At 69.3% G+C, this 24,053-nt stretch carries 24 protein-coding genes, 1 tRNA gene, 1 other RNA gene and 1 pseudogene; 14 read left to right on the top strand and 13 right to left on the bottom strand.

Annotation, left to right across the window (positions count from 1 at the left end; translation table 11 throughout):
• Positions 1-15: 15 nt before the first annotated feature.
• The 5 genes from kasA to aceE form a co-directional block, all read right to left on the bottom strand.
• Positions 16-1,266, bottom strand: a complete 1,251-nt coding sequence (gene kasA, locus MHN84_RS17905) for a 3-oxoacyl-ACP synthase KasA (RefSeq protein ID WP_241205848.1) — start codon at positions 1,264-1,266, stop codon at positions 16-18.
• Positions 1,263-1,559 carry a meromycolate extension acyl carrier protein AcpM gene (gene acpM / locus MHN84_RS17900; protein ID WP_043410381.1) on the bottom strand — a complete coding sequence of 99 codons (297 nt, stop codon included), beginning with the start codon at positions 1,557-1,559 and terminating at the stop codon, positions 1,263-1,265. Before acpM ends, kasA begins: the two co-directional genes overlap by 4 nt.
• A 65-nt stretch (positions 1,560-1,624) precedes the next feature.
• The gene (locus MHN84_RS17895; protein ID WP_241205918.1) at positions 1,625-2,548 is read right to left on the bottom strand and encodes an ACP S-malonyltransferase; all 924 of its coding nucleotides are present in this window, start codon (positions 2,546-2,548) and stop codon (positions 1,625-1,627) included.
• Between the two features lie 143 nt (positions 2,549-2,691).
• On the bottom strand, positions 2,692-3,981 hold the full coding sequence (locus MHN84_RS17890) for a CdaR family transcriptional regulator (RefSeq protein ID WP_241205847.1): 1,290 nt from the start codon (positions 3,979-3,981) through the stop codon (positions 2,692-2,694).
• 40 nt (positions 3,982-4,021) lie between these two features.
• Entirely contained in the window at positions 4,022-6,811 is a 2,790-nt protein-coding gene (gene aceE, locus MHN84_RS17885; protein ID WP_241205846.1) for a pyruvate dehydrogenase (acetyl-transferring), homodimeric type, read from the bottom strand.
• Between the two features lie 227 nt (positions 6,812-7,038).
• On the opposite strand from aceE, the gene MHN84_RS17880 reads away from it, so the two are divergent.
• The 5 genes from MHN84_RS17880 to MHN84_RS17860 all read left to right on the top strand — a co-directional run bounded on the left by MHN84_RS17880 (position 7,039) and on the right by MHN84_RS17860 (position 9,002).
• Positions 7,039-7,566, top strand: a complete 528-nt coding sequence (locus MHN84_RS17880) for a hypothetical protein (RefSeq protein WP_241205917.1) — start codon at positions 7,039-7,041, stop codon at positions 7,564-7,566.
• Positions 7,567-7,680: 114 nt separating this feature from the next.
• Positions 7,681-8,106 (top strand): DUF3052 domain-containing protein, encoded by a 426-nt coding sequence (locus MHN84_RS17875; RefSeq protein ID WP_241205845.1) that lies wholly within the window; start codon positions 7,681-7,683, stop codon positions 8,104-8,106.
• Positions 8,107-8,134: 28 nt separating this feature from the next.
• Positions 8,135-8,596, top strand: a complete 462-nt coding sequence (locus tag MHN84_RS17870; RefSeq protein WP_241205844.1) for a peroxiredoxin — start codon at positions 8,135-8,137, stop codon at positions 8,594-8,596.
• A 48-nt stretch (positions 8,597-8,644) separates the two neighbouring features.
• Positions 8,645-8,716, top strand: a tRNA-Val gene (locus MHN84_RS17865).
• Between the two features lie 136 nt (positions 8,717-8,852).
• Positions 8,853-9,002 carry a hypothetical protein gene (locus MHN84_RS17860; RefSeq protein WP_241205843.1) on the top strand — a complete coding sequence of 50 codons (150 nt, stop codon included), beginning with the start codon at positions 8,853-8,855 and terminating at the stop codon, positions 9,000-9,002.
• A gap of 192 nt (positions 9,003-9,194) precedes the next feature.
• Here MHN84_RS17860 and MHN84_RS17855 read toward each other — a convergent pair.
• Positions 9,195-9,299: pseudogene (locus MHN84_RS17855) on the bottom strand (TetR family transcriptional regulator); the annotation flags it as partial.
• Positions 9,300-9,384: 85 nt separating this feature from the next.
• Here MHN84_RS17855 and MHN84_RS17850 point away from each other — a divergent pair.
• Positions 9,385-10,281 carry an SDR family oxidoreductase gene (locus MHN84_RS17850; protein WP_241205842.1) on the top strand — a complete coding sequence of 299 codons (897 nt, stop codon included), beginning with the start codon at positions 9,385-9,387 and terminating at the stop codon, positions 10,279-10,281.
• Positions 10,282-10,283: 2 nt separating this feature from the next.
• On the opposite strand, the gene MHN84_RS17845 is transcribed toward MHN84_RS17850, so the two are convergent.
• On the bottom strand, positions 10,284-11,993 hold the full coding sequence (locus MHN84_RS17845; RefSeq protein ID WP_241205841.1) for an amidohydrolase: 1,710 nt from the start codon (positions 11,991-11,993) through the stop codon (positions 10,284-10,286).
• Positions 11,994-12,029: 36 nt separating this feature from the next.
• Between MHN84_RS17845 and MHN84_RS17840 the strand changes: the two genes are divergently transcribed.
• Complete coding sequence (locus MHN84_RS17840; protein ID WP_241205840.1) at positions 12,030-12,998, top strand: cobalamin biosynthesis protein; 969 nt, start codon at positions 12,030-12,032, stop codon at positions 12,996-12,998.
• Here the strand turns inward: MHN84_RS17840 and MHN84_RS17835 are convergent.
• Genes MHN84_RS17835 through MHN84_RS17825 form a run of 3 tightly spaced genes read right to left on the bottom strand, consistent with a single transcriptional unit; the run spans position 12,952 to position 14,944 of the window.
• Complete coding sequence (locus tag MHN84_RS17835) at positions 12,952-13,758, bottom strand: SURF1 family protein (protein WP_241205839.1); 807 nt, start codon at positions 13,756-13,758, stop codon at positions 12,952-12,954. The two genes, MHN84_RS17840 and MHN84_RS17835, sit on opposite strands and share 47 nt — an antisense overlap.
• Positions 13,759-13,761: 3 nt before the next feature.
• Positions 13,762-14,256, bottom strand: coding sequence for a low molecular weight protein-tyrosine-phosphatase (locus MHN84_RS17830; RefSeq protein WP_241205838.1), 495 nt, complete (start codon positions 14,254-14,256; stop codon positions 13,762-13,764).
• Positions 14,249-14,944: an HAD-IA family hydrolase gene (locus MHN84_RS17825; RefSeq protein WP_241205837.1), complete on the bottom strand. Its 696-nt coding sequence runs from the start codon at positions 14,942-14,944 to the stop codon at positions 14,249-14,251. Before MHN84_RS17825 ends, MHN84_RS17830 begins: the two co-directional genes overlap by 8 nt.
• Positions 14,945-15,014: 70 nt before the next feature.
• On the opposite strand from MHN84_RS17825, the gene MHN84_RS17820 reads away from it, so the two are divergent.
• Genes MHN84_RS17820 through MHN84_RS17810 form a run of 3 tightly spaced genes read left to right on the top strand, consistent with a single transcriptional unit; the run spans position 15,015 to position 17,930 of the window.
• A complete protein-coding gene (locus MHN84_RS17820; RefSeq protein WP_241205836.1) occupies positions 15,015-16,145 on the top strand; it encodes a Nif3-like dinuclear metal center hexameric protein in 1,131 nt (376 codons plus the stop codon).
• Positions 16,135-16,872, top strand: coding sequence for a zinc ribbon domain-containing protein (locus MHN84_RS17815; RefSeq protein WP_241205835.1), 738 nt, complete (start codon positions 16,135-16,137; stop codon positions 16,870-16,872). The genes MHN84_RS17820 and MHN84_RS17815 overlap by 11 nt, the downstream gene beginning before the upstream one ends.
• Positions 16,869-17,930, top strand: a complete 1,062-nt coding sequence (locus MHN84_RS17810) for a bifunctional RNase H/acid phosphatase (RefSeq protein ID WP_241205834.1) — start codon at positions 16,869-16,871, stop codon at positions 17,928-17,930. The genes MHN84_RS17815 and MHN84_RS17810 overlap by 4 nt, the downstream gene beginning before the upstream one ends.
• Here the strand turns inward: MHN84_RS17810 and MHN84_RS17805 are convergent.
• A complete protein-coding gene (locus MHN84_RS17805) occupies positions 17,921-18,505 on the bottom strand; it encodes a helix-turn-helix domain-containing protein (RefSeq protein WP_241205833.1) in 585 nt (194 codons plus the stop codon). The two genes, MHN84_RS17810 and MHN84_RS17805, sit on opposite strands and share 10 nt — an antisense overlap.
• Positions 18,506-18,552: 47 nt before the next feature.
• On the opposite strand from MHN84_RS17805, the gene MHN84_RS17800 reads away from it, so the two are divergent.
• Entirely contained in the window at positions 18,553-19,470 is a 918-nt protein-coding gene (locus tag MHN84_RS17800) for an NAD(P)/FAD-dependent oxidoreductase (protein ID WP_241205832.1), read from the top strand.
• Positions 19,467-20,096, top strand: a complete 630-nt coding sequence (locus tag MHN84_RS17795; RefSeq protein ID WP_241205831.1) for a bifunctional 2-polyprenyl-6-hydroxyphenol methylase/3-demethylubiquinol 3-O-methyltransferase UbiG — start codon at positions 19,467-19,469, stop codon at positions 20,094-20,096. Before MHN84_RS17800 ends, MHN84_RS17795 begins: the two co-directional genes overlap by 4 nt.
• On the opposite strand, the gene MHN84_RS17790 is transcribed toward MHN84_RS17795, so the two are convergent.
• Positions 20,065-20,697, bottom strand: a complete 633-nt coding sequence (locus MHN84_RS17790) for a maleylpyruvate isomerase family mycothiol-dependent enzyme (protein ID WP_241205916.1) — start codon at positions 20,695-20,697, stop codon at positions 20,065-20,067. The genes MHN84_RS17795 and MHN84_RS17790 overlap by 32 nt on opposite strands.
• Before the next feature lie 53 nt (positions 20,698-20,750).
• On the opposite strand from MHN84_RS17790, the gene MHN84_RS17785 reads away from it, so the two are divergent.
• Together MHN84_RS17785 and rnpB are read left to right on the top strand one after the other, a co-directional pair.
• Positions 20,751-22,049: a DUF222 domain-containing protein gene (locus tag MHN84_RS17785; RefSeq protein WP_241205830.1), complete on the top strand. Its 1,299-nt coding sequence runs from the start codon at positions 20,751-20,753 to the stop codon at positions 22,047-22,049.
• 62 nt (positions 22,050-22,111) lie between these two features.
• An RNA gene (gene rnpB / locus MHN84_RS17780) (RNase P RNA component class A) lies at positions 22,112-22,542 on the top strand.
• An 8-nt stretch (positions 22,543-22,550) separates the two neighbouring features.
• On the opposite strand, the gene MHN84_RS17775 is transcribed toward rnpB, so the two are convergent.
• Positions 22,551-24,032 (bottom strand): CYTH and CHAD domain-containing protein, encoded by a 1,482-nt coding sequence (locus MHN84_RS17775; protein WP_241205829.1) that lies wholly within the window; start codon positions 24,030-24,032, stop codon positions 22,551-22,553.
• Positions 24,033-24,053: the final 21 nt, after the last annotated feature.

The following is a 24,053-nucleotide window of genomic DNA, read 5'->3' as shown; positions in this document are numbered from 1 at the left end:
CGAACTCGTTCGTGCCTAGTAACGGCCGAAGGCCAGGGCCACATTGTGGCCGCCGAACCCGAACGAGTTGTTGATGGCGTACTGATAGTCGCCATACCGTGCCTCACCCGCGACGACGTCGAGATCGATCTCCGGGTCCGGCGTCTCGTAGTTCAGCGTCGGCGGGATGACCCCGTCGCGCAGGGCCAGCACCGTCAGTGCCGACTCCAGCGCGCCCACGGCGCCGATCGAGTGGCCCAGCGCCGACTTCGGCGCGTAGACCGCGGCGTGCTCCACACCGGCGACGCGGATGGCGTTGGCCTCCGCGGTGTCACCGATCGGCGTGGCGGTGGCGTGTGCGTTGACGTGCGAGATGTCCTTGGGCGACAGGCCCGCGGTCTCCATCGCGCGCTTCATCGCCTGGCCGGCCCGCTGACCGTCCGCCGCCGGAGCGACCATGTGGAACGCATCGGAGGTGATGCCCGCGCCCATCAGGCGGGCCAGCGGCGTGGCGCCACGGGCCAGGGCATGCTCCTCGGTCTCGATGATCATCATCGCGCCCGCCTCACCGAAGACGAAGCCGTCCCGGTTCTTGTCGAACGGGCGGGAGGCGCCGGCCGGATCGTCGTTGCGGGTGGACATGGCGCGCATCATCGAGAACGCCGCGATGGGCAGCGCCTCGATGCCGCCTTCCACGCCGCCCACGACGGCGAAGTCGGCGTCACCCATGACGACCTGGCGCCAACCGTGAGCGATGGCCTCCGACCCGGACGAGCACGCCGACACCGGGGTGATGACCCCGGCGCGGGCGCCCAGTTCCAGGCCGGCGACCGCCGCTGCACCGTTGGGCATGATCATCTGAACGGCGAGCGGGGACACCTTGCGGGGCCCGCCCTCGTTCATCGCGTCGTAGGTCTCGACGATCTTCTCGCCGCCACCCAGACCGGTGCCGATGATCACGGCGAACCGGTCCGGGTCGACCTCGGGCTTGCCCGCGTTCTCCCAGAGTCGACCGGCCAACAGCTTCGACATGCGCTGCACGTAGGACATGCGGCGCATGTCGATGCGAGTCATGTGGCTGTCGACGTCGTCGACCAGGTGACCGCCGATACGCACCGGAAGGTCCCACTTGGTGACGAACTCATCCTCGAGGACGCGGATGCCGCTCTCGCCCGCCAGCAGGCCCTTCCACGTGCTCTCGATGTCGCCTGCAAGCGACGTGGTGGCCTCGATGGCGGTCACCACGACACTCGGGAACCCGCCGTTAGCAGTGGAAGGACGTGTCATTCTGCGGCGAACTTCTCGCGCAGCGCGGCAGCAGCCTCGGGGTTCTCTTCCTCGAGCTTCTGGATGTAGGCGACGACGTCACCGACGGTGCGCAGACCGGCGAGGTCCTCGTCGGGGATCTTCACGCCGTACTTGTCCTCGGTCTGCACGGCGATCTCGACCATCGACAGCGAGTCGATGTCCAGGTCGTCGACGAAGCTCTTCTCGGGGGTGACCTCGGACGGCTCGATGCCGGTCACTTCTTCGATGATCTCGGCGAGACCGGCGATGATTTCTTCCTGAGAGGCGGGCACTGTGGCTCCTTCTATTTATCGGGGTGTTACCTGGGGTGGAACGACTCGGGTGTTACAGCCGTCGATCAGACGGCGCGGAGGGCCTCGGCGAGGCCGTCCAGGTCGGTGGGGGTCTTGACGGGATGGGTCGGGGTGCCCTTGAGCTCCCGCTTGGCGATCCCCGACAGGGTGCCGGCGGGCGGGAACTCCACGAGGGCCGTCACGCCGAGCTCGCGCATCGTGGCGGTGCACAGATCCCAGCGCACGGGGCGCGTCATCTGGGCCACGAGCTTGGTCATCGCGTCGTGCGCGGAGGCGACCGGCCGACCGTCGGCGTTGGACAGCAGCGTGACCGACGGCTCGGACGGGGTGATCCGGTCCGCCACGGTCGTGTACTCGGCGAGCGCGGGCTCCATGTAGCGAGTGTGGAACGCGCCGGCGGTGGCCAGCGGGCGGACCCGGGCGCGGGCCGGCGGATCCTCGGCGAGCTTCTCGAGCGCGGCGACGGCACCGGCGGCGACGATCTGTCCGGCGGCGTTGCGGTTGGCCGGGACCAGGTCGAGGGCCTCGAGGCGGGCGAGCACCTCGGCTTCGTCACCGCCCAGCAGCGCCGACATCCCGGTGGGCTCCACGGCACACGCCTTGGCCATCTCGCGGCCGCGCGTCGCGGCCAGGGACACGGCCTCGTCGGCGGTGATGACTCCGGCGATGGCGTAGGCGGCGATCTCGCCGACGGAGTGTCCGGCGGCGACGATGTCCTCGTCACCGGTCAGGACGCCCCGGCGGGTCAGTTCCTCGAAGGCCAGCAGCGTGGCGGCGACGACGAGCGGTTGGGTCACCGCGGTGTCGGTGATCTCCTGCGCGTCGGCGGTGGTACCCAGGCGCGCCAGATCGAGCCCGCTGATCTCCGACCACGCTGCGATGCGCGCCGACGCCCCGGGCAGCTCCAGCCACTCGGCGAGCATGCCGGGAGTCTGGGAGCCCTGTCCGGGCGCGAGGAATGCAAGCACAGTCTTGTCAGGCACGTCTCTAAGAGAACATTGTGAAGACGGTTTTGCGCCGTGTAAGAGACTATGAACTCTTTCTTAGGTTTTTGTGGAGTGCCCACAAATCCGCATGTGATGGGACGTCATCGAGACCCAAGCGCAACATGTCACCTGCCGGGACGGGGGCCCGGTGTGACCGACACAACACCCTCGACCGGCCCGGATCCCTGCCGCGACGAGGAGCTGGACTGGCCCTGACGGCTCAAGCGGCCGACCGTCGACGCAACGCGCAGCACATAGGCGTCCCGCGGAACGGTGGCGTCACGGCCGGTGAAATCGGCGATTCGTTTGAGCCGGTAACGGACCGTATTTGGATGAACGAACAATTTGCGAGCGCACGCTTCGATCGCTCCTCCGGAGTCCAGGTAAGCGTCCAGCGTCTCCATCAGCGTGGGGCCCGCGTCGGCCAGCGGCCTCATCACCTCCGCCTCCAGCGCGGTCGCGGCCGTCGCATCGCCCAGCAGCGCGCGCTCGGGCAGGAGTTCGCGCGCCGCCACCGGCCGCGGCGCACCGGCCCAGCCCGCGACCGCGTTCATCCCGGCGATCGCCTCGGTGGCGCTCAGGTGCGCCGCGCCCAACGTGGGCGCCATCGGTCCGACCACCACGGGTCCGTCAGCGAAGACGGTCATCAACTCCGACAGGAACCGGTCGGTGTGCGACAGCCCCCCGGACACCACCGTGACCAGCCAGGTGCCGTGCACGTCGCACAGCGCGGCGCGGCCGTTGCGGGCAGCGACGTCGTGCACGTCCTCGGCCGTCAGATCGAGCCGGTCAGGGCGCGGCAGGCCCACGATCACCGTCGCCGCGGCGGTCGCGTCCCAGTTCAGCGCTGCCGCCTGGGACTGCAGGTCGGGTCCGATGTCACCGCGCACCACGGCGTCGATGAGGTTGGCCTCCATCCGGGTGTCCCACGCACCCCGCGCCTCGGCCTGATCGGCGTACGCCGTCGCCGCCGCGAACGCCAGGTCGCGGCTGTAGCGCAGGATGCCCGCGGTCAGCGCGGCGAGCTGTTCCTCGTTGCGGGCCAGCAGCGGCACCACTTCTTCGAAGAACTCCATCGTCACGCGCACCATCTCCACCGACTGGCGCAACGCGATGCGACGGCGCAGATCCTGCGGCACGACCTCGAAGGCCTGCGCGGTGTATCCGACGTCGCTGTCCGGATGGCGCATCCACTCGACGAAGTTCACCACCGCGGTCTGCACGACGAGCTGCACGCTCGCGCGTTGCGACGCCTCGAGCTCGGCGAAGAAAGGCAGCCGCTCTCCCAGCGCCTGCACTGCCTCGGTGGCGAGCCGGCCCGAGTACTGACTGAGCCGGCGTAGCACCGAATCGGGGACGTTCTCCAGCACCTCGACCGTGGAGCGAGGCGGGATGAACCGATTGTTGTCGGCCATCCCTAAAAGCTACGCCTCCGTTTGTAGGGAGCCTCCAGTTCTACGCGACTCCGGGGTCGCTCGTCTGCTCAGGCGCCGCCATCACATCGTCGATCTCGTACTTGCCCGCCGCCTCGACCGCCACCGACATGTCGATGTTGCCGTCGCGAGCCAGGCCCTCGAGCACCGCGACGACGATCGACTCGGCGTCGGTGTTGTAGTACCGCCGGGCCGCGGGGCGGGTGTCGGAGAAGCCGAACCCGTCGGTGCCCAGCGTGATGTAGGTGCCGGGAACCCACGGCCGGATCTGCTCGGGAACCGCGCGCATCCAATCGGACACGGCGACCACCGGGCCCTCGGCGTCGGCGAGCGCCTGGGTCACATACGGCGTGCCGGCCGACCGGTCGGGGTGGCGCAGCGCCTCCTTCTCGATGGCCACGCCGTCGCGATTGAGCTCACCCCAGCTGGTCACCGACCACACGTCCGCGGCGACGTCCCACTCGTCGGCGAGCATCTCGGCCGCCTTCAGCGCTGACGGCATGCCGACGCCGGAGACCAGGATCTGGGCGCGGTTGCTGCGCTTCTCGCCGGCCTGCTGGTAGCGGTAGATGCCCCGCAACAGCCCCTCGACGTCCAGGTTCTCCGGCTCGGCCGGCTGCACGTAGGGCTCGTTGTAGATCGTCACGTAGAAGTAGACGTTCTCCGGGTTCTCGCCGTACATGCGGTGCAGACCGCTTTCGATGATGTAGGCGATCTCGTAGGCGAACGCGGGGTCGTAGGCCACGACGGCGGGGTTGGTCGCGGCCAGCAGCAGAGAGTGCCCGTCGGCGTGCTGCAGGCCTTCGCCGACCAGCGTCGTGCGTCCGGCCGTCGCGCCCAGCACGAAGCCGCGCGCCATCTGGTCCGCCGCCGCCCACAGGCCGTCGCCGGTGCGCTGGAACCCGAACATCGAATAGAAGATGTAGATCGGGATCATCGGCTCGTTGTGGGTGGCATATGACGTGCCGACGGCGGTGAACGAGGCCGTCGAGCCCGCCTCGTTGATGCCCTCGTGCAGGATCTGACCCGCTTCGCTCTCCTTGTAGGCGAGCATCAGCTCCGCGTCGACCGAGGTGTAGAGCTGGCCGTTGCGGTTGTAGATCTTGAGGCTCGGGAACCACGAGTCCATGCCGAACGTGCGCGCCTCGTCGGGGATGATCGGCACGATCCGCTTGCCGATCTCCTTGTCCCGCAACAGTTCCTTGAACGTACGCACCGTCGCCATCGTGGTGGCGACCTCCTGCTTGCCCGAACCCTTCTTCAGCGCCTTGTAGGTGTCGCTTCCGGGCAGGGTGAGTGCCTTGGTCTTGGTGCGGCGTTCGGGCAGGAACCCGCCGAGGGCGCGGCGCCGGTCGAGCATGTAGCGGATCTCCGGCGCTTCCGGGCCGGGATGGTAGTACGGCGGCAGGTAGGGGTCGTTCTCCAGCTGCTCGTCGGAGATCGGGATGCGCTGCGCGTCGCGGAAGTCCTTGAGGTCTTGCAGCGCAAGCTTTTTCATCTGGTGCGTGGCGTTGCGACCCTCGAAGTGCTTACCCAGCGTGTAGCCCTTGATGGTCTTGGCCAGGATCACCGTCGGCTGGCCCTTGTGTTCCATCGCCGCGTGGTAGGCGGCGTACACCTTGCGGTAGTCGTGGCCGCCGCGCTTGAGATTCCAGATCTCGCGATCGGTCATCGGCTCGACGAGCGCCTTGGTGCGCGGATCGCGGCCGAAGAAGTGGTCGCGCACGTAGCCGCCGTCGTTGGCCTTGTAGGTCTGGTAGTCGCCGTCAGGGGTGGTGTTCATCAGGTTCACCAGCGCGCCGTCGCGGTCGGCGTGCAGCAGCGCATCCCACTCGCGGCCCCACACCACCTTGATGACGTTCCAGCCCGCACCGCGGAAGAACGACTCCAGCTCCTGGATGATCTTGCCGTTGCCGCGCACCGGTCCGTCGAGGCGCTGCAGGTTGCAGTTCACCACGAACGTCAGGTTGTCCAGCGCCTCGTTGGCGGCGACCTGGATCAGGCCGCGACTCTCCGGCTCGTCCATCTCCCCGTCGCCGAGGAACGCCCAGACGTGCTGGTTCGAGGTGTCCTTGATGCCCCGGTCGTGCAGGTAGTGGTTGAAGCGGGCCTGGTAGATCGCGTTCATCGGACCGATGCCCATCGACACCGTGGGGAATTCCCAGAAGTCGGGCATCAGCCGCGGGTGCGGGTAGGACGGCAGACCGCCGCCGGCATGGCTGTGTTCCTGGCGGAAGCCGTCGAGCTGCTCGGAGCTGAGCCGACCCTCGAGGTAGGCGCGGGCGTAGATCCCGGGCGACGCGTGGCCCTGGATGAAGACCTGATCACCGCCGCCGGGATGGGCCTTGCCGCGGAAGAAGTGGTTGAACCCGACCTCGTAGAGGGCCGCAGACGAGGCGTAGGTCGAGATGTGGCCGCCGACGCCGACGCCCGGCCGCTGCGCGCGGTGCACCATGATCGCGGCGTTCCACCGGATCCAGGCGCGGTAGCGGCGCTCGACGTCCTCGTCGCCGGGGAACCACGGTTCGAGTTCGGTGGGGATGGTGTTGACGTAGTCGGTCGATGTCAGCGACGGAATGGCCACCCGCTGCTCGCCGGCGCGTTCGAGCAGCCGCAGCATCAGGTAGCGGGCGCGGGACGGGCCGGAGCGTTCGAGCAGATCGTCGAACGACTCCAGCCATTCACTGGTCTCGTCGGGATCGATGTCGGGCAGGTAGGACGCGACGCCCTCCCGGATCACGCGAACACGATCGTGTTCGCCTGTGCTGCTGGAGTTTTGGGCCAGATCCTGGCGCACGAACTCGGTGGTCAACTGCCGCTCCTTGTCAGGCGGTGGAGCACACGCGGTCCGTCGAGTGGGTCTGCTCGCTTCGCGCCGTGCACGGTGGGTTACATCCTCGTACCATCCTGCCGCAAACGCAGGGCAGCACGCGAACGGTTGCATTTAGTACACCCAGCCCAGTGGTTGGCCGGTAACGTCTGCAGACCGTGCATATCAGTGGGCGACGAGCCGCGCGGTTGCGGCTGTCGGCCCTCGCGATGGGGTCTGCCGCGGTGCTGGCGATGATCGTCGTCGGCTGCACCACCGTCACCACCGGCGACGCATCGGCTCCCCCAGGGGAGGCGCCGCAATACCGTGCGTCGGTGTCGGCGTCACTGCAGGAGTCGGCAGCGAGTTCGTCGGCGCGCGAGTCCGAGCGTCAGACGTCGATGACGGCGCAGGCGGTGCAGACGTCGTGCGAGGCGATGAGCACCAGCAGTGCCGACGCGATCGCGGCAGTCAACACCTACGTCGATGCGTTCAACACCGATCCCGGTGGGGCGGCAGGCAAGGCCGGTGCGGCGGTCGATGCGCTCAACCAGAGTGCGGACCTCGTGTCCACGAGCATGACCGACACGTTGCCCGCCGAGCTGCGCGATGCACTGAACGGCTGGGTCGACGCTGCTCGAGGCGTTGCGACGGCCATTGCGGGGAACTATCCCGCCGATGATTTCAACGATGCGATCGCGGCGTTGAACGACTCGAAGACCACCGCGCTGGACCGCTGCGATGCGGCCTATCGGTGACACCTTGGGGGCGGATCCTGCCGGGTGGGTTGCCGTGACCCCCGGGCGTGCGACGATAGTGGACGAACGTGGCACAGCGCACAGCGTGCCGACTAGGCGCAAGGAGGACTGACCGTGGTGTCGGCGGGTGACCCCCCGAACTACGCCCGCATGCTGGGCATCCAAAAAGATCAGGTTGTGCAGGAACTGGGCTGGGACTCCGACGTCGACGACGACATCCGCGCCGACATCGAAGACGAGTGCGGTGGTGAGCTCCTCGACGAGGACGCCGACGAGGTGGTCGACGTGGTGTTGCTCTGGTGGCGCGACGACGATGGCGATCTGGTGGACGCGCTGATGGACGCGATCACCCCGCTGGCCGACGACGGTGTCATCTGGGTGGTCACCCCGAAGACCGGGCAGCCCGGCCACGTCCAGCCCGCCGAGGTCGCCGAGTCCGCGCCGACGGCGGGGCTGGTGCAGACCTCATCGGCGAACCTGGGGGACTGGATCGCGAGCAGGCTGGTGCAACCGAAATCCAAGGCCGCCGGCAGGCGATGAGCGCTCGCGCGAAGAGCAGACAGTAGCGATGACCGGGGTCGGCGATATCGCGCCGGACTTCACGCTTGCCGACCAGAACAATCAGCGGGTGACGCTGAGCGCGTTCCGTGGCGCCAAGAACGTGCTGCTGGTGTTCTTCCCGCTCGCGTTCACCGGGATCTGTCAGCGGGAGCTCGACGAAATCCGCGACCAGGCAGACGATTTCGTCAACGAGGCGACGGCCACGCTCGCGATCTCGGTGGGGCCGTCGCCGACGCACAAGGTGTGGGCGACCCAGCGCGGATTCACCTTCCCCGTGCTCTCGGATTTCTGGCCGCACGGCGCGGTGAGTCAGGCCTATCGCGTGTTCAACGACGCCTCCGGTTTCTCGAACCGCGGCACGTTCGCCGTCGACCGGTCCGGGCTGGTGCGCTACGCGGACTGCAAGGAGCCCGGAGAGGCGCGAGATGCGGCGGTGTGGAGTGCTGCGTTGGCGGCTGTGCGCGACTGAGCGCGGATTTCAGGTTCTCCGGCCGTCGCCGATATGCTGCCCGGGTTCGGGCGCGTAGCTCAGTGGTAGAGCTCTGGTTTTACACACCAGCGGTCGGCGGTTCGATACCGTCCGCGCCCACAGCGACTCCGGGCTCGAGTTGGGCAGCCACCACGCCCACTTCGCGCAACACGTCCATCGCGATATCCCCGAAGGATCGCTGTTCGCCCTCGGTGATCCACTGTGTGAACGCGATGCCGAATGACATCACCGCGAGATGGGCCGCGACGTCTGCCGCCATGCCGTCGACGCCACGGGCCCGCAGCTCGTCGGCCAGGGTGCGTCCGAGGTAGGCGAGCTTGAGCGCTTCGCGTTCCTGCAGCGCGGGATTGTCGTCGATGACGGACTGCCGCAGGCGGGAGTGTGAACGGCGCTCGTCATCGAAAAACCCTGCGGACGACCGCAACGCGCGGACTGCCAAGTCGGTCGCCGACGCATCGTCCGGCGCGTCGCTCAATCCTGTGAGGAAAGCGTCGGTCAACGCCTGCTGCCCGTGAAACAGAACCTCACGCTTGTCGGTGAAGTGGCGGAAGAACGTGCGCTCGGTGAGCCCGACGGCCTGGGCGATGTCGCCTGCCGTCGTGTGCTCGTACCCGCGCGCCGCGAACAGGTCGAGCGCGGCGTCCTGTAGTCGCTCCGCAGTGCCCGACTCCCACCTCGCCATGGGAGCAGTCTAGTGATGACAGTGACTGACTTCAGAGTGTACGGTCGGATGTCAGCAACTGACATCACCATGAGGAGTCCACACCATGCACGTTTTCGTCACCGGAGCCTCCGGCTGGATCGGCAGCGCCGTCGTCGACGAGTTGTCGAGAGCCGGTCACACCGTCGCCGGCCTGGCGCGCTCCGACGCCTCGGCGGCTGCTCTCGAGGCAAAGGGGGTGACCGTGATGCGCGGTGACCTCGACGACCTCGACGCGATCCGCAGCGGCGCGCACGCCGCCGACGCCGTCATCCACCTCGCCAACAAACACGACTGGGCGGACATGGCGGGAACCAACGCCACCGAACGGGCCGCGACACAGACCATCGGCGACGCCCTCGTCGACACCGGCAAAGCCTTCTTCCTGGCATCGGGGCTCATGAGCCTGGCGCCGGGTCGCCAGGCAACCGAGGACGACGCCTCGCCCTTCCACGGCCCCGACTCGCCGCGCGGTGGCAGTGAGAACCTGTGCCTCGGTTTCGCCGATCGCGGGGTGCGTGCCGTGGCACTGCGCTTCTCGCCCACCACGCACGGCACAGGAGACCACGGCTTCGTCAACCGGCTGTGTGAGATCGCGCGCGAGCGCGGGGTGTCGGGTTACCCCGGCGACGGTGCGAACCGTTGGGCCGCTGTGCATGTCGCCGACGCGGCGCGGATGGTCGTGCTCGGCCTGCAGAAAGCGCCTGCCGGTGCACGGCTGCACGCCGTGGCCGAAGAGGGCGTTCCCACCCGGGTGATCGCCGAAGCGATCGGGGCGGCATTCGACCTTCCCGTCGCCGCAATACCGACGGACGACGTGGCAGAGCACTTCGGCTGGATCGGTGGCTTCTTCAGCGCGGACATGGCCGGGACAAGCGTTGCGACGCAAAGACTTCTCGGCTGGACGCCGACGGGACCGACGCTGGCCGACGACATCGCCGGCGGCGCGTACGGTTCCCGGTAGCGTCAGCAGCAGCCGGTGGTCTTACGCTCGGCCAGGTGCGCGTGCTCGGCGTTGTCACCGGCCCGAACCGCGCTCACGAATTCGTCGAGGTCGATGCGCCGTCCGCCCAACCACGTCCCCGTCACCTGCACGATATCGATCAGCGCCGCCGGCTCGACCTGCCACGGGTCCGCGGTGAGCTCGACGAAATCGGCGAGCTTGCCGGGGCTGATGGACCCGACGAGATGGTCGCGACGCAGGGTACGGGCGGCGTCGATCGTCTGCGCGCGCCACGCCTGATCGAGCGAGATCGCCTGCTCCGGGCAGTGCACCGTGCCGTTGCGGGTACGCCGGGTCACCGCGGTGGCGACGTTGACGATCGGCGTCGGCGGCGACACCGATCCGTCGTTGTGCAGCGACACGCACGCCCCCGAGTCGACGGCGTCGGCGAACGCCGCCCAGCGCGCCCCGTGTTCAGGGGCGAACATCGCGCCGTCGAGCAGCTCGCCCCAGTAGTAGTACTGGAACGGCGCCATCGACACGTGCACCCCGAGCCGCGCCGCGCGCTCGAAGTGCGCGGCGGTACCTGCCCCGCAATGTTCCAGCCGCCAGCGGTGATCGGTGCCCAGTAGGCCGTGCCGCTGCAGCGCACCCTCATAGGCGTCCAGCGCGAGATCCAGCGCCAGATCACCATTGGCGTGAAAGGCCATCTGCCACCCCGCCGGCGCGGCCTTGTCCAGGATCGCGTCGAGCTGCTCGCGGCTGTAGCTCATGGAGTGCGCGCCGCCGGCCACCGCGGGGTCGATGCCCGCGGTGCGGGTGGCCTCGGTGTCGAGGTACGGGAACGAGATCGCGATGTTGCCCACCCACGGCGATCCGTCCGTCCACAGCTTGACCCCCGATTTGATCAGCCATTCTTCGTTGGCGGTGAATGTGGTTGGCTGCCAATAGGTGTCGGTGACCGACATCTCCCACATGCTCACGCGCAGCGGGCACGAGGGGGCGGCGGCAAGTGCCTCGTATCCGGCGGCGAACTTCGGGTCGTAGGTCATGTCGGATGTCGAGGTGTAACCGCCGCGCGCCATCAGCGCGTAGTAGCTCGCGGCCGACACCAGCGGGTCACCCATCTGCTGCATCAGCGGCATCGTCACCGCAGTCACGACGGGCAGTTCGAAGCCCTGCCCGTTCAGTGACCCGTCGGCGTTGCGGCCGAAGCGGCCCGCGACGGGATCGGCGGGCGGATCGGTGTCCCAGCCGTGGGCTCGGATCAGCGCGGAGTTGAAATACACGCCGTGCCCGGAGTTGTCGGTGATGACGGTGATCCGGTCGCCGAAGATCTCGTCGAGTTCACCTGCTTTGGGTGACGGATGACCGTGCAGCAGTGCGTCGTAACCGGCGAACCACAGCGGAGTCTCGGGGTCGCTGTGGGCCAGCGCGTCGGCGAAGATCTGCTGGACCTGCGCCCACGACGCCGCCACCCACGGAGCGATGGAGCGGGCCGGGGCCTCGGTGGCGATCCCACTGATCAACGGATGGCTGTGCGGTTCAACGAAACCCGGAGCCAGCACCGCGACGCCGCTGTCGATCACCTCGGCGCCGGGCAGCCCGGCCCGGCACTCGTCGACAGTGCCCACCGCGACGATGCGACCGTCGGACACGGCGACGGCCTGTGCGCGCGGCACCGCCTCGTCCATCGTGATGACGGTTCCTGCGGTCACGATCACGTCGGCCATGGGCACAGTCTGGCACCGATGTGACAAGCTGCCGTGGTGTTCGCAGCAGTTGGCCGGAGCCGCGCCGCGGGTGTCGCCGTGGGCGTGCTCGCCGATGCGGTGTTCGGGGACCCGCAGCGGGGCCATCCGGTCGCGATGTTCGGCCGTGCAGCTTCAGCGCTCGAGCGCCGGATGTATGCGGACAACCAGTACGCCGGGGTGGCGTTCACAAGCGCACTACTCGGCGCCGTGACCTTGGCGGCTGCCGGTGTCGGGCGGTTGAGCCGGCGCGGCTCTGCGGCCGGTGAGGTCGCATGGGTCGCGGCGGCGACGTTCACCGCGTTGGGCGGCACCTCGCTGGCCCGCACCGGCGATCGGATGGCCGACCTGGTGGGTCGGGGCGACCTGGTGGGAGCGCGTGAGCTGTTGCCGTCGCTGTGCGGCCGCGATCCGGCGGTGCTCGACGGGGGCGGACTCACCCGCGCGGCGCTGGAGTCGATCGCGGAGAACACCTCCGATGCGCAGGTGGGCCCGCTGCTGTGGGCTGCCCTCGGAGGTGCGCCAGGGGTGCTGCTGTACCGGGCGGCGAACACCCTGGATGCGATGGTGGGCAACAAGTCGCCGCGATACCGCCGATTCGGTTGGGCAGCAGCTCGTTTCGACGATCTGCTGAATCTCGCTGCCGCGCGCGTGACGGGTCTGCTCGTCGTGGCGTGCGCACCGCTGGTGGGCGGGTCACCGCGCGGCGCGATCCGGGCGTGGCGCCGCGACGCCGCCCGCCATCCGAGCCCCAACGCCGGTGTGGCCGAAGCGTCGTTCGCGGGCGCCCTAGGAATTCAGCTGGGCGGCCCGACCCAATACGCCCACGAACTGGAGATCCGCCCCACCCTGGGCACCGGCCGGGCGCCCGATGCCGGCGACCTCCGGCAAGCGGTGCGGCTGTCGCGGGCCGTGCAGATCGCGGCCGCAGCAGCCGCCGTCAGCGTCGCCTGCCGTACCGGTCGGCCAGCTTGTCCGCGGGCGTGACCGGCCCGGTGGGCGTGCCCTTCTCCCGACGACGGGCCTGCACCTCCGCATAGACGAAGTAGCCCACCCCGATCGGGGCGATGATGCCGAACGCGATCCACTGGATGCCGTAGGACAGGAACGGCCCGGCCTCCAGGCGCGGCAGCGGCACCACACCCAGACCACCCGGCTGGTCCTCGACCAACTGCAGGTAGGACCCCGCCAGCGGCACCCCGACCAACGCGGAGATCTGGTTGGGATTGATCGAATACACCTGCTGCACACCGGCGTCGCGGAACGGATCCTTACCGACGGCGACAGGCTCGGCGTCCCGGAGCCGGGCCGTGATCGTGACCGGCTCGGTGGGGGCGGGGCTGATCTCGGGGACCGCGTTGCCGTTGACCGGCTTCACGTAACCGCGATCGACGAGCACGGTGGGTCCGCCCTCGACGGCGAAGGGCGTGAGAACCTCGAACGCGGGATCGCTGTCGATCACCCGCAGCCTGGCCACCACCTGCCCGTCGGGCAGATATCGCCCGGTGGCCGTCACGCGCTTCCACTGCTGCTCCGGCGCCGACGAATCTTGCTGCGGCAGAAGCGTCGTCAATGGCACGGGGTCGGCGTTCAGCGAGGCCGAGATCTGCGCGTTCTCCCGCGACGTCTTCGTGTTCTTGTGCAGCTGCCACGGCGCGAGCACCGTGAAGCACAGGTAGGCGAATGCAATCACCACCACGTAGAGCGCCAGCCACTGGGGGCGCAGGAGGAAGGCGAGTCGGCGCACTTCTCAGACCGCCTCCTGCCGCTCGGCGAGCTGCTCGTCGACCCAGGCGTGCAGACCGGGCAGCGCCGCCTCGATGACCGCGAACACCGCCTCGAAATCGTCCTGGGTGCCGTAATAGGGATCGTCGACGTCCAAGGCATGCTTGCCCGAGCGCGGATCGAAGGAGCGCAGCATCCGCAGCCGGTCGGTCGGTACCCCCCTCTCGGCCAGCATGCGGAGGTGGTTGCGGCCCAGCGCCACCACCAGGTCGGCGTCGAGATGGTCCTCGGTCATCTGCGCCGCCCGGTGCGCGCTCGGATAGCCGTGCACGCGCAGCGTGGTCCCGGCCCGGCGATCGGCGGGCTCACCCTCGTGCCAGTGCCCGGTGCCTGCGCTGGTGACACGCACCGCGTCGGCCAGCCCACGCTCGCGCAGCTGGTGGGCGAACATCTTCTCGGCCATCGGGCTGCGGCAGATGTTGCCCGAGCAGATGAAGGTGACGTGCAGTTGGTCAGACACCCAGCACCTCACGCAGCGCGGCGACGTCGGCGACATGGGCCAGGGCGGGGCTGGTCGATGGAGTGAAGTCCGCGCGGCCGTAGCCCCAGTCGACGACGATCGTGCCGATGCCGTGGGCGGCGGCGCCCTCGACGTCATGCGAACGATCACCCACCATCACGACGTGGTCGGGCAGCGGCGCCAGCTGGGCCAGCGCATGGGCCACCACGTCGGCTTTGCCCGCCCGGCTGCCGTCGACGCTGGCGCCTGCGATCACCTCGAAGAATCCGTCGAGTTCGAAGTGCGCCAGGATGCGCTGCGCGGTGGGCTCGGCCTTGGAGGTGGCCACCGCCAGGCGCACACCCGCACGCGTCAGGTCGGTCAGCAGATCGGGAACGCCGGCGAACGGACGGTTCATCGACCAGCCGCGGGTGGTGTAGTCGGCGCGGTAGGCGGCCATCGCCTCGGCGGCCCGATCACCCAGGCCGATCGACTCCAACGTGTGGCGCATCGGCGGACCGACGATACGGCTCACCAGGTCACCTTCGGGTTCGGCGGCGCCGATGGCGGCCAGAGCGTGCCGGAAGCTGGAGACGATGCCCTCGGCGGAATCGGTCAGCGTGCCGTCCAGGTCGAAGATCACCAGATCGCCGCGGCGCACCCGGGTCAGCCCGGTTGCACTGTCCACCGTGTCCGTCACGCGGTCCATTGTCCCTGATGCCCGGAGTGGCTGGACCCGCGCACTACTGTCGTGATGTGGCACGTTCGGAGGTGATGCGATGACGGTGCGTCTCGCCGACGTCATCGAGGTGCTCGACGCGGCCTATCCGCCCCGCCTCGCGCAGAGCTGGGACTCCGTGGGTCTGGTGTGCGGGGATCCGGCCGAAGCGATCGAGTCCGTCACGATCGCCGTGGACGCGACGCCCGAGGTGGTCGCGACGGTGCCGGAGCGCGGACTGCTTCTCGCTCATCATCCGTTACTGCTGCGCGGCGTCGACACCGTGGCCGCGGACACCGCCAAGGGGTCGCTGCTGCACGCGATGATCCGCACCGGACGTGCGCTGTTCACCGCCCACACCAATGCCGACAGTGCCGCACCCGGCGTCTCCGACGCCCTCGCCGAGGCCCTGGGTCTGACGGTCACCGATGTCCTGTCGCCCGAGCCTGCCGCCCCGGCGCTGGACAAGTGGGGTGTCTACGTCCCGCGGGAGAATGCCGCGGCGGTGCGTGCGGCGATGTTCGACGCGGGCGCCGGTCAGATCGGCGACTACGCGCAGTGCAGCTGGAGCGTGGCCGGGGTCGGCCAGTTCCTGCCGCTCGACGGGGCATCACCGGCCATCGGCGCGGTCGGCACGGTCGAACAGGTCGACGAGGAACGAGTGGAGATGGTGGCCCCGCGATCCCGGCGCGCAGCGGTGCTGGCCGCCCTGCGCACGGCGCATCCCTACGAGGAGCCGGCGTACGACGTCGTCGCCGTCGCGTCGGCGCCCGACGGCACCGGGCTGGGCCGCATCGCCGAGCTGACCGAACCGCAACCGTTGCGCGCGTTCGTCGCCCGGGTGCGTCGCGGCCTGCCCGAGACGACCTGGGGCGTGCGCGCCTGCGGCGACCCGGATGCGATGGTGTCCCGGGTGGCACTGTGCGGCGGGGCCGGTGACTCCCTGCTCGCCGAGGTGGCCCGTGCAGGCGTGCAGGCGTACGTGACCGCAGATCTGCGCCACCATCCCGCCGACGAACATCGGCGGGCGTCCGAGGTGGCGCTCGTCGACGTCGCGCACTGGGCCAGTGAATTCCCGTGGTGCGGTCAAGCGGCCGCACTGCTGCGCCGGCACGTCGCCGACGTGCCCGTCACCGTGTCCCCGGTGCGCACCGATCCATGGAATGTCGAGGAAACAACGCATGAAAGCTGATGTGGCGCAGCAACGTTCGTTGCTCGAGTTGGCCGAACTCGATGCCGAGATCGGCCGGCTCGACCACCGGCTGAAGAACCTTCCTCAGCAGTCGGCGCTCGAGGCGGCGCAGAGCGCGCACCACGAGGCGAACGACCGGCTGGCGGCGGTGCAGCTCGCGCTCGCCGACATCGACGCCCAGGTCGCGAAGTTCGAGACCGAGATCGACGGGGTGCGGCAGCGGGAGGACCGCGATCGCCGCCTGCTCGAGGGCGGCACGGTGGATGCCAAGCAGCTGACCGAGATCCAGCACGAACTCGACACTCTCGAGCGCCGCCAGGCCAGCCTGGAGGACTCTCTGCTGGAGGTGATGGAACGGCGCGAAGAGCTGGCCGCCGACCAGGATCGGGAGCTGACCGGCATCGACGACCTGCAGACCGCGATGACCGACGCGCAGCGCAACTGCGACGAGGCCCGCACGCATCTCGCCCAGCTCGCGCACCAGTCGCGGTCGCGGCGTGAGGAACTCGTCGCCACCATCGACGAAGCGTTGGTGTCGATGTACGAGCGCCAGCGCGCCCGCGGCGGTACGGGCGCCGCGCCGCTGCAGGGCCGGCGATGCGGGGCGTGCCGACTCGAGATCGACAGGGGTGAGCTGGCGCGCATCGCAGCCGCGCCGGACGACGAGGTGCTGCGGTGTCCCGAGTGCTCGGCGATCCTGCTGCGGGTCAAGGGCGCCGGCGCGTGAAGGTGTTGGTCGAGGCCGACGGGGGAGCGCGCGGTAACCCCGGTCCGGCCGGGTACGGCGCCGTCGTGTGGTCGGCGGATCGCACCGAAGTTCTCGCAGAGGCCAAGGCGGCGATCGGTCGAGCCACCAACAACGTCGCCGAATACCGGGGCCTCATCGCGGGTTTGGAGGCGGCCGAGGGAGCCGGCGCCACCGACGTCGAGGTGCGGATGGACTCGAAGCTCGTCGTGGAACAGATGTCGGGACGCTGGCGGGTCAAACATCCCGATCTGGCTGCGCTGCACCAAGAGGCGCGACAGCGTGCGGCCGCGTTCGAGCGCATCACCTACACCTGGGTGCCGCGGGAACAGAACAGTGCTGCCGATGCGCTGGCGAATCAGGCGATGGACGCGGCCGCGGAAACCGAAGCGGTGACCGCGAATCCGGCCGGATGGACCGGCGCCACCGGCGCACCCACCCGCCTGCTGCTGCTCCGCCACGGGCAGACGCCGCTGTCGGTCGAGCGCCGCTATTCCGGGCGCGGCAACCCGGATCTGACCTCGCTCGGAGTGCAGCAGGCCACCGCGGCGGCGGGTTACCTGGCGCGCATGGATCGGATCGACGCGGTGGTGTCGTCCCCGCTGCAACGGGCGCGGGACACGGCCGCGGCAGCCGCGGGTGCGCTCGGATTGGACGTCGAGGTCGACGACGACCTGATCGAAACGGACTTCGGTGCGTGGGAGGGGCTGACGTTCCGGGAGGCCTCCGAGCGGGACCCGGTCCTGCACCGGCGGTGGCTGACGGACACCGCCGTCGCGCCGCCGGGTGGGGAGAGCTTCGACGCCGTCGCGCGCAGGATCACTCGGGTCCAGCAGCGTCTGCTCGCCGAACGCGCCGGCCAGACGGTGCTGGTCGTCTCCCATGTGACACCGATCAAGACGCTTCTGCGGGTGGCGCTGGACGCGGGCCCGGCGATGCTCTACCGGCTGCACCTGGATCTCGCGTCGCTGTCGATCGCGGAGTTCTATCCCGACGGTGCGGCGTCGGTGCGCCTGGTGAATCAGACCGCCTATCTGTGATCGGTGTGCAGATGCACGCGCTCGCCGTGCAGGCCGAAGAGCGCGATCGCCTCGACGGGTCCGTCGATCGTGCCGAACCAGTGCGGCGTCCATGTCGAGAATTCCACGGCCTCACCGGGTTTGATGGTGAAGTCGCGGTCGCCCAGCAGTAGGCGCATGCGGCCGGACAGCACGTACATCCAGTCGTGGCCCTCGTGGACCGGTAGCTCGTCGGGCGGCGTGCGCCGGCGTGCACTGACTCTGATCTTGTAGGCGTGCAGTCCGCCGGCCGGACCCTGACCGGTCAACGGCCAGAACGTGATCTGGTTGCGCGTGTGGGCGCCGCCGCGGACCCGCGGGTCCTCGACATCGGGTTCGCGCAGCAGTTCGTCCGTGCTCACCGAGAGCGCATTCGCCAGTCGGGGCAGATGATCGAGCGCGAGTCGTCGCTTACCCGACTCGAGGCGGCTCAGCGTGGAGACGTCGATGCTGGACCGGGTCGCCACGTCATCGAGCGTCATGCCGCGCTGGGTGCGCAAGTCGCGCAGTCGCCGTCGCACCCGGGCGTCGACCCCGTCGTCGTCTTTTGCCTGCATGGCAAAAGAGCTTGGCAGATCCCGGTGCGCGCGAGCAAGGTGGTGGCATGACGACGCGATGGGACTGTGTGGTGATCGGCGGGGGAGCCGCCGGGCTGAGTGCCGCACTGGTGCTGGGCCGGGCGCGGATGCGCGTCCTGGTGGTGGACGCCGGAGAGCAGAGCAATCGGGCTGCGCACGGCATCGGCGGACTGCTCGGCTTCGACGGGGTGCCGCCGGCGCAGCTGTATGCCACCGGCCGTGACGAGGTGACCCGGTACCCCTCGGTCGAGGTGCGCGACGGTGAGGTGACCTCGGTGACGCCGCACGAAGGCGGCTTCACGCTCGGACTCGCCGGGGGCGATACCGAGGAGGTGCGGCGGGTCCTGCTGGCCGGCGGGATGCGCTACGACACGCCCGATGTCGCCGGTCTCGACGAGTTCTGGGGCGGGTCGGTGTTCCACTGCCCGTTCTGCCACGGCTGGGAGGTGCGGGATCAGCCGCTCGGCGTGTTGGCGCAGGGGGAGCGCGCGGTCCACATGGCGACACTGTTGACTCGGTGGAGCGATGACATCGTGGTGGTGTCCAACGGTCCTTCCGGGTTGGACGATGCCGCCCGCGCGCAGCTGGCTGCGTGCGGCATCCCTGTCGACGAGCGCCGGATCTCGCGAGTGTCGGGTACCGATGGACAGCTCGACGCCGTGGTGTTCGAGGACGGCGCCGCGCTGCGCCGGCGCGGATTGCTGGTGGCCAGCACGCTGAACCAACGGAAAGGGCTGGTACGGGAGCTCGGTGTGGCGTTTGCGCCACCCGGTCCGATTTCCGCGGAATCCGTTGCAGTCGATGCGATGTGGCAGACCTCCGTGCCCGGCGTGTTCGCCGCGGGTGACGTGAGCGCACAGATGCCTCAGGTGGCTGCCGCGGTGGCCTCGGGTTCGGCGGCGGCCGCATCAATTGTTCGAGGTGTTGTGGAGGAGGGTCGATGAGTGGCGACGACGAGAAGGCGCAATGGGAAGCGCGTTACGGCGAGCGCGAACGGGTGTGGAGCGGTCGGGTCAATCCCTGGCTCGCGGAGGTGGCGGGTCCACTGTCCCCGGGTCGTGCGCTCGACCTCGGCTGTGGGGAGGGGGCCGACGTCCTGTGGCTCGCCGAGCACGGCTGGCACGTTCTCGGGGTGGACATCTCGGAGACTGCGCTGGGCCGCGCCGGTGAAGAAGCGGCGCGGCGCGGTGTCGCCGGCCGTACCACCTTCGAACAGATGAACCTCTCCGACGACTTCCCGGCGGGGACATTCGATCTGATCTCGGCGCAATTCCTGCAGTCGTGGACGCGACTGGACCGAGACCGGATCTTCGCCGCGGCCGCGCGCGCCGTCGCGCCGGGTGGGGTGCTGCTCATCGTCGACCACGGCGCCGCGCCGCCCTGGGCGAACATTCCGCACGATCACGAGTTCCCGACCGTCGACGGCGTGCTGTCCCAGCTCGGCGTCAACCCGCGGGACTGGGAGACTCTGCGCGCGGAGCCCGTCGAGCGGGACGCAGTCGGGCCGGACGGCCAGCAGGCGGTGCTGATCGACAATCTCATCGCGCTCCGGCGCCGAACCGACGGCTGAGCTCGCCTACGCCCGGTCCGCTGAGGTGCTGGAGCGCGTCGGGGCGGCCCGCCATCGCCATCAGCACCGCTTCCCCGGGGCCCTTCACGTCGGGGCCGCGCCCGGCCGCCCAGTCGAGGTCGGTGGCGACCATCTGGAGGCCCCGGGTCCGGATCGCACCGCGAATCAGCGGTGCGATGCGCGTGAAGTCCAGAGCCGCCCTCAGGGGACCGGCGGAGACGGTGCGTGGCAGGTGCAGCGATCGGCGGACGTCCTGGTGGTGGATCATGCACTCCGTCAACGCAATACGGCCGCCGAAGCCGGCGCCGACGCCTCTGGGTTCGGCGCGGTCCCGCAGCGCGGTGACGACGTCGTTGCGGGACCAGGTCGACAGGCGCCTCAGATCAGCGGCGTTGAGTACGTCGACGCGGCCGTAGTGCCGCGCCATCCCTGCGAAGAAGCTCGCTCTGTTGCGGTCGAGGTAGGCCACGATGTGGACCGCGACATCGCGCACTCGCCAGTCGCCGCAGATGCTCAGCGCATTCCACTGATCGTCATCGAGGCCGGCGAGCAGATCAGCGAAGCTTCTCCGCTCTTCGGCCGCCCAGCCCGTCTTGTCCATCACGCTCGATCTTCGCAGCCGAGTTGTCGGAGGTGAGGTGTAGCGTCGGTGGCATGTTCGCACAGGTGTTCGATATCGACCAGTCGGCCTCGGAGGCTGAGCTGCGTGATGTCGTGGCACGCTGCGAACAGATGAAGGCGACCGCGGCCGCGGTGCAGGCCCGCGCGACCGCGCTGTGGGCGGAGAAACGCCGAGTGGCCGAGACCGAGGCAGGGATGCCGGCCGCGAAGCGGGGGCGCGGGTTGGCCTCCGAAGTGGCGTTGGCCCGGTCTGATTCGCCGGCCCATGGCGGTCGGCACCTGGGCTTCGCCCACGCCTTGGTGCACGAAATGCCCCACACTTTGGCCGCGCTGGCCGCCGGGGTGTTGACCGAGTGGCGGGCCACCCTGATCGTGAAGCAGTCGGCCTGCCTGATGGTCGAGGACCGGCGCACGTTGGATGCCGAGCTGTGCGCTGACCAGCAAGCGCTGGTGGGGTTGGGCAATGCCCGGATCGAGGCTGCCGCCGCCGCGATCGCAGCGCGCCTGGATGCCGCCGCGGTGGTCGAACGGAAGGAACGCGCGGCGGCGTCTGCGCGGGTGTCGACCCGGCCCGCCCCCAACGGCATGGTGCAGCTGACCGCGCTGATGCCCCTTTCGCAGGGCATCGGGGTGTATGCCGCGCTCAAACGGGAGGCCGACCTGTGCGGGGACGGGCGCCCGCGCGGACAGATCATGACCGACACCCTCTACCAACGGGTCACCGCCCGCCCGGCCGAGACGCCGGCGCCGATCGCGGTGAACCTCGTCATGGCCGACACCACCCTCTTCGGCGACGACGACAGCCCCGGCTTGGTCGACGGGTACGGGCCCGTGCCCGCGGCGGTGGTACGCGACCTGGTGTCGGATGCCGTGGCTGATGAGACCGCGAAAGGGACACTGCGGCGGCTCTACCGCCACCCCACATCGGGGCAGCTGGTCGCGATGGAATCCCGTGCCCGGATCTTCCCGACAGGGTTGGCGGCGTTCATCGGGCTCCGGGATCAGACGTGTCGCACCCCCTACTGCGACGCCCCCATCCGCCACCACGACCACGCAGTCCCCGCCCGCCACAGCGGCCCCACCTCCACGCTCAACGGATTGGGTACCTGCGAAGCCTGTAACTACGCCAAAGAAGCCCCCGGCTGGACCGTCACCACCCACGACACCGACGGCCGCCACACCGCCACCTACCGAACCCCCACCGGCGCGACCTACCACTCCACCGCACCACCTCTACCCGGACCACCGATACGGCGCCGCTACAGCGTCATCGAAGGAGGGCTCAGCATCGACGTCGTCGAACTGAGCGCCGAACTGAAACGCTCGGCCTGAGGGAGCGCCGAGGGCGTTCGTTACCGGAATCGCCGCTGCAGGCGCTACGTTGTCAGGGCGGATGAGCTGGCCGGGCGGCCGCGGGCCACCACTTGCCGGACAGGGGTACGGCTGAGGTGGTTCGAGGAAAGTCCGGACTTCACAGAGCAGGGTGATTGCTAACGGCAATCCGAGGTGACTCGCGGGAAAGTGCCACAGAAAGCAGACCGCCACCCACCGGGTCTTCGGGCCAGGGGTGGTAAGGGTGAAACGGTGCGGTAAGAGCGCACCAGCGCTCCGGGTGACCGGAGCGGCTCGGCAAACCCCACCCGAAGCAAGGCCAAGAATGTCGCGTGGGGGGCGCGGCAGCGCAGACGTTCGAGGGCTGCTCGCCCGAGTCTGCGGGTAGGCCGCTCGAGGTACCCGGCGACGGTGTGCCCAGATGGATGGTCGCCGCCGGGCCGCCAGTCATGGCGGCGCGGAACAGAATCCGGCTTACAGGCCAGCTCATCCGCCCTCGGCTCAGGCTTTCTTCACAGCTTTCGCCAGCTGCTCGAGGGCGTCGGACACCTGCTCCTCACAGCGCAGCGCCAGGTCGTGCTCCTGCTGATACAGCAGCCCGTAGGTGAACGTGTCCTCGCCCGCGGCGTGCGCCTGCTCGGCCTGCCGGCTCAGATGTGCCCGGCTCACCACGCTGTCCTGGTGATCGCCCAGCAGCGACTGGATCCCCTTCGCCCGGTCGGCCACCTTGGACTTCCCGGTGGCCGCCGCGGTGTAGCGGAGCTGCTTGGCCCGCTTGCGGATCTTGTGCAGTGCCTCGTCGGCGTGCTCGCCACCGTCGGCGTCGCTCGCCTTCTTCGCCGCCTTGCGCACCCGCTTGTAGGCCGAGTCGATGGTCACCTCGACTCGCTCCTCACCGGCTTCCAGCGGCGGCTCGGCCGTCGTCAGCTCCCCCAGCGCATCCAGCAACCGGAAGTACCGAGGTGTGCGCATCGCCGCCAGCGAGCGTTTCCAGCCGGTCTGGTACCGCTTCTTCGCGCCCTCGACCAATCGCTCGCGCACCGGGCCCCGCACCAGGTCGTCGGGCAGTCCGTCGAGCGCCTGCTCGTACCGTTCGGCCAGCACCTCTGCGTCCCGTGCCGTTCCGAGCACGCCCGCCAGTTCCCGCAGTTCCGCGAGCACCCACGAGTCGTCGTCGATGCCGAACGCGCCCTCCGACGACTGCAGCAGGCTGCGGATCTTGCGCGTCGTCACCCGCATCTGATGCACGGAGTCGTACACGTCCGCGCGGACGGCGCGGTCCCACTCGATGAGCTCGGCGACCTGCTCGGCCACGGCACGGTGCACCGGATCGTCGGGTACCGCCGGAGCCTCGTCGGCAGGAGTTTCGAGCACCCGCGCCAACTTCGAGCCGTGTCCGGCGGGGCGCGCCCCCGCGTCGAGCAGGCGACGGGTCAGCGGCTTGAACAGTCCCCGATCGGCACCCTCGGCGAGTTCGAGTTCCCACTCCCGCCAGTGCTGATCGTCGCCGCCCACCGCGCCCGCGGTCACATGGTCGTCACAGAACTCGGCGATCGGGGCCCCGTCGACGCCGTAGAACATCGTGACCTCGCGCACGGTGCTGATCCGAGCGACCGGGGCCAGTCCGCGGTCCCGGACGATCGCGAGGACGACGTCGCGCAACTCGTCGGGTACCTGCGGATGTGCCGGCGCGCCGTCTTCCAGCGGCAGCCGGACCTCGGTGCGACTGTCCTGTCCCGAGGGCAGCTTCAGGTGCCATCCCGCGTCGGTGCCGCCCGTGCGGCGGCGCAGCGTGATCCGGTGGCGGGCCAGATCATGGGCCGATGTGTCGTAGTAGACAGCGTCCAGAGACTGTGACGGCGACCGCTCGGCACGAGACACCGCCGCGAGTCCGTCGAACGACGGACTGACGGTCGAGACGTCCACGTCGAACTTGCGCTCAGTCTCGGTGTACCTGGACAAATCGGACGATCGGGAGGGCATGAACACCTTCGTTTCAGCGGG

It is taken from the genome of Mycobacterium sp. PSTR-4-N (assembly GCF_022348085.1).
GTDB lineage: Bacteria > Actinomycetota > Actinomycetes > Mycobacteriales > Mycobacteriaceae > Mycobacterium.
The sequence above is the reverse complement of the archived record's forward strand: the minus strand, read 5'-3'. Positions and strand labels throughout refer to the sequence as shown.

What these genes read in the sequence shown, in the direction of transcription:
- kasA (WP_241205848.1), bottom strand. Translation starts at nt 1,266, where the DNA reads ATGACACGTCCTTCCACTGCTAACGGCGGGTTCCCGAGTGTCGTGGTG.
- MHN84_RS17890 (WP_241205847.1), bottom strand. Translation starts at nt 3,981, where the DNA reads ATGGCCGACAACAATCGGTTCATCCCGCCTCGCTCCACGGTCGAGGTG.
- MHN84_RS17880 (WP_241205917.1), top strand. Translation starts at nt 7,039, where the DNA reads ATGGGGTCTGCCGCGGTGCTGGCGATGATCGTCGTCGGCTGCACCACC.
- MHN84_RS17870 (WP_241205844.1), top strand. Translation starts at nt 8,135, where the DNA reads ATGACCGGGGTCGGCGATATCGCGCCGGACTTCACGCTTGCCGACCAG.
- MHN84_RS17860 (WP_241205843.1), top strand. Translation starts at nt 8,853, where the DNA reads ATGGGCCGCGACGTCTGCCGCCATGCCGTCGACGCCACGGGCCCGCAG.
- MHN84_RS17850 (WP_241205842.1), top strand. Translation starts at nt 9,385, where the DNA reads ATGCACGTTTTCGTCACCGGAGCCTCCGGCTGGATCGGCAGCGCCGTC.
- MHN84_RS17845 (WP_241205841.1), bottom strand. Translation starts at nt 11,993, where the DNA reads ATGGCCGACGTGATCGTGACCGCAGGAACCGTCATCACGATGGACGAG.
- MHN84_RS17825 (WP_241205837.1), bottom strand. Translation starts at nt 14,944, where the DNA reads ATGGACCGCGTGACGGACACGGTGGACAGTGCAACCGGGCTGACCCGG.
- MHN84_RS17820 (WP_241205836.1), top strand. Translation starts at nt 15,015, where the DNA reads ATGACGGTGCGTCTCGCCGACGTCATCGAGGTGCTCGACGCGGCCTAT.
- MHN84_RS17815 (WP_241205835.1), top strand. Translation starts at nt 16,135, where the DNA reads ATGAAAGCTGATGTGGCGCAGCAACGTTCGTTGCTCGAGTTGGCCGAA.
- MHN84_RS17805 (WP_241205833.1), bottom strand. Translation starts at nt 18,505, where the DNA reads ATGCAGGCAAAAGACGACGACGGGGTCGACGCCCGGGTGCGACGGCGA.
- MHN84_RS17800 (WP_241205832.1), top strand. Translation starts at nt 18,553, where the DNA reads ATGACGACGCGATGGGACTGTGTGGTGATCGGCGGGGGAGCCGCCGGG.
- MHN84_RS17795 (WP_241205831.1), top strand. Translation starts at nt 19,467, where the DNA reads ATGAGTGGCGACGACGAGAAGGCGCAATGGGAAGCGCGTTACGGCGAG.
- MHN84_RS17790 (WP_241205916.1), bottom strand. Translation starts at nt 20,697, where the DNA reads ATGGACAAGACGGGCTGGGCGGCCGAAGAGCGGAGAAGCTTCGCTGAT.
- MHN84_RS17785 (WP_241205830.1), top strand. Translation starts at nt 20,751, where the DNA reads ATGTTCGCACAGGTGTTCGATATCGACCAGTCGGCCTCGGAGGCTGAG.
- MHN84_RS17775 (WP_241205829.1), bottom strand. Translation starts at nt 24,032, where the DNA reads ATGCCCTCCCGATCGTCCGATTTGTCCAGGTACACCGAGACTGAGCGC.